This window comes from Aminobacter sp. P4_D5, from assembly GCF_056401815.1.
On the sequence record NZ_JBFUIP010001227.1, the window covers coordinates 1 to 553 of the forward strand.

Consider the following 553-nt stretch of genomic DNA (forward strand, 5'->3'; position numbering starts at 1 on the left):
GCTGACATGGGTGACGGTCACGCCCTCGGGCAGGGTCGTGGCATCCACAGCGAAGCCGTGGTTCTGGCTGGTGATCTCGACCTTGCCGGTGGTCAGGTCCTGTACCGGCTGGTTCGCGCCGCGATGGCCGCGGTCGAGCTTGTAGGTCTTGGCGCCCAGCGCCAGTGCCAGCAGCTGGTGGCCGAGGCAGATGCCGAAGACCGGCACCTCCGCCTTCAGCACGCCCTGAATCGCGGGCACGGCATAGACGCCCGTCGCCGCCGGATCGCCGGGGCCGTTGGAGAGGAAGACGCCGTCCGGCTTCTCCCGGAGGATTTCCTCGGCCGTCGCCGTCGCGGGGAGGACCGTCACGGCGCAGCCGGCATCGGCGAGGCAGCGCAGGATGTTGCGCTTGGCGCCGTAGTCGATGGCGACGACCTTGCGCTTCGGCGCGACTTGCTTCCCGAAGCCCTTGCCCCAGGACCAGGTGGTCTCGTCCCACTGGTACGACTGGCGGGCAGTGACCTCCTTCGCGAGATCCATGCCCTCCAGCCCCGGCCAGGCCTTGGCCTGG

General features: G+C 69.6%; 1 protein-coding gene. It reads right to left on the reverse strand.

Annotated features, from left to right (window positions below; all coding sequences use genetic code 11):
* A partial coding sequence (locus AC1DWF_RS37635; protein WP_476843509.1) for a glutamine amidotransferase-related protein occupies positions 1–553 on the reverse strand: 553 nt, incomplete at both ends.